General features: G+C 46.9%; 6 protein-coding genes and 1 pseudogene. 4 read left to right on the top strand and 3 right to left on the bottom strand.

The features are described from left to right. Positions 1–396 precede the first annotated feature (396 nt). Positions 397–4,434, top strand: coding sequence for a hypothetical protein (locus IQ273_RS26295; RefSeq protein ID WP_194026100.1), 4,038 nt, complete (start codon positions 397–399; stop codon positions 4,432–4,434). A gap of 681 nt (positions 4,435–5,115) precedes the next feature. Here the strand turns inward: IQ273_RS26295 and IQ273_RS26300 are convergent. The 3 genes and pseudogenes from IQ273_RS26300 to IQ273_RS34055 all read right to left on the bottom strand — a co-directional run. Then, positions 5,116–5,649 carry a hypothetical protein gene (locus IQ273_RS26300; RefSeq protein WP_194026101.1) on the bottom strand — a complete coding sequence of 178 codons (534 nt, stop codon included), beginning with the start codon at positions 5,647–5,649 and terminating at the stop codon, positions 5,116–5,118. A 26-nt stretch (positions 5,650–5,675) separates the two neighbouring features. Then, positions 5,676–6,221 carry a GNAT family N-acetyltransferase gene (locus IQ273_RS26305; RefSeq protein ID WP_228053913.1) on the bottom strand — a complete coding sequence of 182 codons (546 nt, stop codon included), beginning with the start codon at positions 6,219–6,221 and terminating at the stop codon, positions 5,676–5,678. Positions 6,222–6,544: 323 nt separating this feature from the next. Continuing rightward, a pseudogene (locus IQ273_RS34055) lies at positions 6,545–7,359 on the bottom strand (IS4 family transposase); the annotation flags it as partial. A gap of 124 nt (positions 7,360–7,483) precedes the next feature. Here IQ273_RS34055 and IQ273_RS26320 point away from each other — a divergent pair. From IQ273_RS26320 to IQ273_RS36015, 3 genes are all read left to right on the top strand, one after another. Further along, positions 7,484–7,744, top strand: coding sequence for a hypothetical protein (locus IQ273_RS26320; RefSeq protein WP_194026104.1), 261 nt, complete (start codon positions 7,484–7,486; stop codon positions 7,742–7,744). Further along, complete coding sequence (locus IQ273_RS26325; RefSeq protein WP_194026105.1) at positions 7,741–8,199, top strand: hypothetical protein; 459 nt, start codon at positions 7,741–7,743, stop codon at positions 8,197–8,199. Before IQ273_RS26320 ends, IQ273_RS26325 begins: the two co-directional genes overlap by 4 nt. A gap of 410 nt (positions 8,200–8,609) precedes the next feature. Beyond that, positions 8,610–8,709 (top strand): transposase (locus tag IQ273_RS36015; RefSeq protein ID WP_194021068.1); only part of this gene is annotated, 100 nt, incomplete at its 3' end.

The following is an 8,709-nucleotide window of genomic DNA, read 5'->3' on the forward strand; positions in this document are numbered from 1 at the left end:
GCCCCTTGCTCTTCAGGGTCGATCTCCGAGAGGTTTGATTCTGGATGCGGTTGGATCGTCATGCCCCTTATGCTACAAACTTTTGCCCTATTCGCAATAGACCAGCTTTGTTGCGGTGACTAATTACGGCAAAGCCTTAATGAGGCTAACAACAGCTGCTTTTTTATCTCGACTCAAGATGCAAATGAGCTAGGAGAATTAGCGAGTCGAGCAAGAGACTCGGTCTCTTGGCAGGAATTTGAGGATCAGTATCTAAATAAGACCCAATCTGGAAACTTTGATAAGCTTCGCCTAAAGTGGGAAAATTGTTCTGAGCTAGAAGCTTATGAAGCACTCAAAAGAGTTTTTGTTCAAACTGTCGGAGATGATATTCTCGCAAACATCATCGAAAATCGTTTGGAAGCACTTTTAGAGGGTGATCCGAAGACTCTTAGACTAGAGTTGGCTGAATTTGTCTTAGAAAATATCCATCATGAATTGACTGCTTTTGATATTTGGCACTATTTATTGGAAGAACGAGGTTATTCCCGTCGAGAATGGGGTAAAGAGCCCAGTGTTCTATCAGCTATTGAAAGAACCAATAAAGCTTACCTATCTACGCTTCAGGAGGCAAAAATTGGTGGCGAAGTTCTGCCACGCAGTGAAGTTTCACTAATTCTTGAAAAAATTACTGCTTCAAGTGAAAAAGGGGGTGTTCTAGTAGTTGGTGAAGCAGGCATTGGGAAAAGCGGCGCTATCTCCCAAGTTTTGGATATATTGAAGGATGATGGAATTCCATTTCTTGCCTTCCGCATAGACCGTTTGGAGCCTGAAGTAATACCTGATGCAGTTGGGACACAATTAGGATTGCCTGCTTCTCCTCCAACTGTCTTGGCAAACATTGCCCAGAATCGAGACTGTGTACTGGTAATAGATCAATTAGATGCAGTTAGCTTAGTCTCTGGTCGTAATCCCCAGTTTTTCGACTGTATTTCTCAGCTAATTAATCAAGCTAAAGCTCATCCTAATATCCATTTACTTTTAGCTTGCAGAAAATTTGACTTAGAAAACGATAATCGATTTAAACATATAACAGGACAAAATGGTATCGCCGAGGTAGTCAACATTTCAAGGTTGACTACCTCAACAGTAAAAGAAGTAGTTAGCAAATCGGGTATAGAAGCATCGAGATTAAATGAAAAGCAGTTAAACTTACTTTCACTTCCTCTACATCTCAGCTTATTAGCTGAAGTGACGGAGGAAATCAATAATGACATCCTTGACTTTAAATCAGCCAAAGATCTGTACGATCGATTCTGGAAACACAAGCAGCAAAAAATTAGAGAACGCCTTGGCCGCTCAATACAGTGGACACAGGTAATTGATAATCTCTGTAACTATATGAGCGACAAACAGATTTTGTCTGTACCAGAATCTCATTTAGATGAGCTTACCGAAGATGTAAGTTTAATGGCATCTGAACATATTCTGATTTGGGAGAACGCACGAATCTCATTTTTTCATGAAGGGTTCTTTGATTATGCTTTTGCTCGTCGGTTCTCTACTGTTAGGCAGACTCTTTCGGATCTCCTTAGAAGTGGGGAGCAGCACTTATTTCGTCGTGCTCAAGTCAGGCAAATTTTATTTCACCAGCGAGATGTAAACTTTACTCAGTATCTTGCTGATTTAAAGGAAATTCTATTCTCCTCAGATATTCGCAGTCATCTAAAGGTAGTTACTTATTCATTATTAGCAACAATTAGTGATCCTCAAGAAGAAGAATGGGAAATCATTTATCCTTTAATAACAGATTCATCAAATTTGTATATTGAAAAATCTTGGGAAATTCTTCGTACTTCTGCAGAGTGGTTTCAACTTGTTGATTCTTTAGGTGTTATAGAAAAATGGTTATCCACTCAAAAGAACGACATAACTACAAGGACTCTGATTTTGCTCTCAATAATGCAAAATCACTTACCTAATCGAGTAGCTGAGCTTGCCGAGTCTTACCTCAATTGTACAGATGCTTCGTGTGAAAGCATTGGTCATTTATTTAGGTTTTCCAAGCTTGAGAGTGGGCGTCGTTTTTTTGAATTCTTCCTTTGTTTAATAGATAAAGGGGTGTTTGATGAGACTAGAGAGGCAGCATATTCTGATAGGGATTTCTGGATGTTGATCTACGATCTACCTAAAAAGAATCCAGGATGGGCATGTGAGGCAATCGGCCACTATTTTAATCGCTGTTTAGAGGTAAGCAATTCAAAGTCAGTCTCCAATCCATTCGACAATAGTGAGGGAACTCTTTTTGAGACATCTTTCTATGAAGAGTGTTTGTATGAGAGTGCTCAATCAGAACCACAATCATTCGTCGAGAACGTATTTCCTTTCATATTAAGTGTAATCGGTTTAAATGCAATTCAAGATTCAGGATATCCATTGTCTGACTCTATTTGGAGATATCGTTCTTACGGCAGAGGCTATGGATTTGAAAGTAATCTGCTAAATTGCTTCGAGATAGCTTTGTCAAAGCTGGCTTTGAACCAACCAGCAATCTTTTGTGACTTTGTAAGTAAGAATTTGTATGACTCTCAATTTGAAACAATTCAATACTTACTAATTAGAGCATATACCGCTAATGGTAAAGAGTTTGCGGATGAAGCAATCGGCTATTTGCTAGAAGAACCTTCAAGGCTTCAAACTGGCTATGAAGTTTGTAGTGGTAATGGTCATGCTGCGCCGCATTGGGCGACTCGTCTATTGATTGAAGCAACAACTCCCTACTGTTCAAGTAAAATTTTAGCCGATATTGAGAATCTTCTTCTCAATTATTATCCTGAATGGGAAAGAAGCGCTGATTGCCGACTCTTACGTGGTTATGCTCAATTCATTCTACTTGATGCTATCGATCCTACTCGTATAAGTGAATCAGTTCATCGCCGCTTACAGGAATGGAGGCGTAAGTTCACGTCAACTCAGTTACTTAAAGAACCTGGAAAAATTGAGCCACCACAATCTATTAGTGCAAGTTTCATAGGATCTCCGATACCTGAGACTGCTGCAGAACGGATATCAGATGAACAGTGGTTAAAGGTAATTACTCAGTATCAGCATGACGATGCTGGTGCATGGTTTAAAAAACATGGTGAACTGGTTGGCGGCGCTCGTCAAGTATCGCAGTTTCTTCTCAAAAAACAGGTAAAAAAGGAACCAGTTCGTTTTGCCCAATTAATTCAGCGATTTCCTGAAACTGCAAATATTGCTTACTTTAAAGCAGTGCTAGATGGAATTTCTGAAGTTGGTATAGATCCAAATAACGCTTTAAAGGCCTGTAAAAAATGTCACGATTTATCCAAGCATCCTTGTGGCAAAGCAATTTGTTGGTTGGTTCAGAAGCTATCTGACCTTTCTTGGGATCAGGAAATCTATGACATCATTTCTTGGTACGTACTGAATGACCCTGACCCAGTACAGGAGCTATGGCAAATAGAATCGCAGAGTAAACAATTATATCACGATGAAGCTGTTATTAAAGCTGGAATCAATTCGGTTCGAGGTGATGCAGCTATCGCGATCTCGAAGTTGGTTTTTAGTGATAAGAGCCGGGCTTCATATTTCTTGCCGACGCTGCGGGAAATGGTTAAGGATCCCTCGATTGCTGTACGTTCTTGCGTAGCCGAAGCTTTAATAGCAACTTTGAATTACGACCGTGATGTGGCTGTAGGTTTATTTCTGGAACTCCTCGAAACAGATAATGTGCTTATGGGGACGAGGAGTGTTGAAGTTTTTTTGCATTATGCTCTTCGAACCCACTTTCAAATTCTGAAGCCAATCGTTGAACAGATGCTCAGTTCGGATTTGCCTAGCGTGGCAACAGTCGGTGCGCGGCAAGCTTGTGTCGCTGCTATGCATACTGAGGAAGCCCTTCCACTAGCAGAACTCTGCCTTAATGGAACACAAACTCATCGCCTAGCTGCTGCCGAGGTTTTTGTAACCAATTTGCGTTCCGCCTACCTCAAGGAATTTTGCGAAAATTCATTGATTCAGCTCTTTAGTGACCCTAGTTCAGAAGTTCGTGCCAAAGCTGCTAAATGCTTTTTTCGCCTTGAAGTAGAACTAGATAGTTATTCCAATTTGATTGACCAGTTTGTTGAAACTGAAGCGTTCTCTGACGGAGGGCGTGATTTGATATGGGCATTAGAAAAGACAACTTCTAAACTCCCTAAATCAACCTACCGAATCTGCGAGAGGTTTATACAAAGTATCAACGATGAAAATGCCCAAAAGAGATCAGGAGCTTTAAGAGATGTCAGTTCTGTAAGCCAGTTGCTAGTCCGTCTTTACAGCCAAAGCGGTAGAGATCTTGTCCTACAGTCTCAATGCCTTGACCTAATTGATCAGATGATTGAGATTGGTGCGTATGGTTTAGAAAAGTCCTTGGCTCCGTTTGAGAGATAGGCTGTAGAGCTTGATAGATAGTGGAGTTTTCTATGCTTATGGATTTCAGGACACATACGGGGAAATTGGAGGATCAATTTTTGTCTCCCGGCAAATAAACATTCGCCGCCGCCTGCCCCACCTGCTGTGCCCCGGCCATCTTCTCCGCATGTTTCGCCCGGTTCCCCTCATCTAGCGCCTCCGAGATATTCGCCCCAATTAAATTCGCCGTCGCCGACTAGAGCTACATCAACTGCTCATAGCTGCCCGACTGGGATGGTTGACCATATCCGCCAAATTCTTCATCACGTTCTAGGTCACATCCGGCGACTGGGATTTTGGGGACTTGTCGGCAAGGGCACCCAACGCCTCTCTGCCGCATCCATCTCCTGTTTCATCGCCGTCTGCCCCTTTCCAACACCGGAGACGCCATACTGCGGGCACTTTCCCGGTCTGATGGTGTGATCATAATTTAACAGCCGCACAAAGGACTCGATCGCCAGTGGATGAATCCGCCCGATCAGCTCGATGTCCTTTGCATGATCTGCTGTTCCGCCACCGAATTCATGATGGTATCCGGGTCTTACGCGGAGCGAAACACTCGACTCCCGACTTTCGCCCAGAGTCAGGCCAATCAGCTGTGGCTCACGACCCAAGGCAGCAAAGTTAACTGATTGAGCATGGCCAGATGAGCCCGTTTGCTTAGCTGGCTTTTGCGCTCACAATATTGAGCTGTCGCATTTGAAGAACCCCGCTCGCCATTCCTTGAGCAGCCGTGTTGGCTAGGGTTTGCCAGTCATCCTGGGTCAAAATATCACCCAGCAGCGCGATCGCTTCTGAGCGCGCCGATTGCTGGTCAGAAGCCAGATTTTGCTCTGGATCAGTGAGTAGCCTCCTGGCCCAGGCCTGTTGTTCTGGGCTGAGGTGCTGGAGACGGGAGCGAATGAGCCGACGCGCTTCTGTATAGGTGGTCTCAAAGCTCAGGCCCAGCTGCCACGATTCCATCCAGGTACGAAGTGCTGAGAACAGAGTAGATTGCAGCTTGACCATCTGAAGCTGCTCTATCGTAGGTGTGCCCACGCGAGCGGCATATTCTCGCAAGGCCAAACCAGCCTCGACCCTGCCACCACAATCCGCTTCCACTTGGGCCGATTCCTTCAACCAGTCTTCGCTAGCGCATAGATCCATTAAGTTGCCGGTCTGGGCGAATTGTTCTGCTAGTCTGCGCTCATCCATAGGAAGCATTTGGGTTATTGAACCGTTCATTGCCGCATCGCGCCGTACTCGAAGTATACCAAGCCCTCTTTTTCCGGGTCAGCCCCATAGTCCGGCATTTGCAGACGGCGGTAAAACGCTTCCGATTCGGGCAGCGCATGGAGTCCGACTCGTCCTCTATATCCCAGTTCCAGGCTACGTTGGCGGGCAAACAACAAGAGCGATCGCCCTACGCCCTGGAAAAAAGGCGGCTGCTCTAGACTACTCCGATTCCAGGGGGCCGAGGCCAGGGCTTCCACATAAACCAGACGGGAGGACGGCTGCACCTGCGATAGGTGCCATTGGGTTTCGAGGAACATAAGCCCCTGGGTCAGTTCCTCGGCTTCCAACGCATAGGCTTCATAGCGGCTCTCCTGTTCTGACTGACGGCGCTTGTAGTCCCATATCCATCCGGCATCGGGTTGACCTGTCACGTCCAGAATGCCTTGCCAGGTGGATTGAAAGTCATCCTGGTGGCGCTGCTGCATGGTGCAAATTAGCCCGCTGACGACTTGCCCCTGGCCACTGAGGATCTGTACAGGACGTTGAATCATCAATCACAGGGTTCCAAAATTCCCCATCATCATAGAGTCCCCCGACCGAGTCGCCGTGGCGGTTGAAAGCTAACTAACATCAAGAAAGGTTAACGGCCAAAAATATCTATCAAGGACTTGAGCTCAATAGAGAATTACCTATTGAGCATCATTTCTATGGCCTCCCAGACCTTAAAGCGCTGATCTTCCGTTAGATCAAATTTAGTTCAGGAAATTTTGCCGCTCGTGAAAGCTTTATAAATCGAGCTTTTCGGGCTTTGAGTTACTGCCTTACAAGCAGGATGTCACTGGTTCGAGTCCAGTATCGCCCATACAAGATGTTGTACAGCGATGTCCGGCAACGCCTCAAACGCCTCTCGGCTCATGTGATCGGGGCATCGAGTCGGTTTTATCCATTTCACCTGGTGGTCGCCAATGCCATGCTTTTTGCCCTTCCGAAAATCGGTGTAGCGGGCGTGGTGTTTCCGTAACACCCCATCGGCTCCCTGTTGCTGAATCAACGCTAAATCCACGTAGCTGCCGTAGGCTTGGTCGGCCATTGCAATATCGCCGGGAGCAAGGTCAAGGTAGAGCTTACGACTCATCACAATTTCACTGGTCGTCCAAGGCGCGATGCAGTCCGAGACGGCCGCCCCGCTCAGCAGCGAAAAGAAGACCACGATCCGAGCGAGGGGAAATCCACACCCTGGCATTTGATTGCCATGCTGAGGATAGGCGGATTGATTGCTTCACTATCACTCATTACCACCGTGCTGCGATCAAACACCCGCACCCGACGACTACACCACGGTTGGTCTGCTGGTACCTGCTGCTCCAACAACCCAGCGCTTTCAAAAATCAACCGTTGCAGCAGAGGTTCGGGCAGTCGTTGACGGGCCTTGCTATACCTCCCCATATCGGACGATGGGGGAGGCGCTCCGACGGCAATGAGTCCTTGCCTGAGCCATTTGACCGTGTTACGCAAGCTTTTGTCGGCACATAGCACTTGATACACCATCGCCCAGAGGGTGACCAGGGGCGTGTAGAGTCGCTGGCGATAGCGAGTGCCGGTCTCCTCCAGAAGGGTCTCTAGTCTGAAGTCAGGCAACATATCCTGCCAGGGTAGCCCCAGGCTCTGAAACAACTGTTGCTTGAGAATGGCACTCTAATGCGGCATGGTAGAGCTGAGTGAAAAATGCTGTAGTCCACTCTTATCAAGCTTTGCGTCTCTTTTCTACCTGCTTAAGTCAGTGACATTGATCCAGATTTGACCGGCTTGGACCGTGGCGTTTCTCATGGGCATTGCTGGGCGGCAAGCGGCCTTTATTGTCCGTGAACATCAGAATTTGCCGTGGCAGGCCCTCGGTGCCTTGGAACGGGTGGGACAGTTGGAGGCGGGCGACGTGTGGGAACAGGCCATCAAGATTCAGCAGGGGGAGGACACGTTAACCCTACGACGCACTGTTTTGCGCTTAGCCCGACCGACGCGATACGGGGATGACGAGATAACCTACCCACCCTTCAGGCCGGGGCCGCCCTTGTGATGCAGCTCTACCGAGAACGATGGCAAGTCGAAGGGCTGTTTTTGTCGGTGACTCAAAATTTCGATGGGGAAATTAAAACCTTAGCCTATCCCCAAGCGGCGTTGTTCAGTTTTACGTTGGCACTGATGGCGTATAACATTTTGGCCACCCTCAAAGCGGCCTTGGCCAGTGTGCACGGGGTGGGCAAGATTGAAGCGGCGTTGTCCGATTTCTATGTGGTCGATGAATTGCAAGGCATGTGTCGGGGCATGATGATTGCCATCCCTCCTCACCTCTGGCAAGGCTTTGCGGAGATGCCGGTCGTTGAGTTAGCCGATTTTCTCCAAAACTTAGCCGCCAAGGTTAATCTCAAACGCTTTCTCAAAGCCCCTCCGCAAAAGAAGAAGAAACCTTCGCCCAAGTATGACCTTAAACACCCTCATGTCTCGACGGCTAAGCTTTTATCTGGCGGCTAAATAACACCTAGACAGGAATCGCTCTTAAAGCTCATCAAACGCTCTGGCTACGGGTTCAGAAATTTCGAGCGGTTCAAATTACGCTGCCTCATTAGCTGGCATTTTCCTGCTGCGGCTGCATAATCAACCCGGTAGAGCCGATTTTTCTCTAACTGAGTAGTTCTTTTGAACTATTTCGGAACCCTAGGGACGGTCTCGAAACGGCGGCAGAATTTAAAGCTTTTCTGGCACTGTGTAGACTATTGTTAATTTGGCACTTAGAGAAAAATAGCTTTTTATCTTCTAGAGATTTTTGACCTAAAGCCTGGCTAGATTTAGAGAAGGCTCAATAGGTGTTTCAGGGAGGTGACCTGCAAGCAGATGATGTATTCGCTAGGCTGAACACTAAAGTGCACCTGCTCTGCGATCTCATGCTAACCCTGACACACCTTTTGGAAGAGGCCAAGTGCTACGACAGCGTTCGGACGTTGCGCTGGCCCGACGGCGTTATCCGGTGTCCGAAGTGCGGCT

This window comes from Nodosilinea sp. LEGE 07298 (genome assembly GCF_015207265.1).
In the GTDB taxonomy this organism is placed as follows: domain Bacteria; phylum Cyanobacteriota; class Cyanobacteriia; order Phormidesmidales; family Phormidesmidaceae; genus Nodosilinea.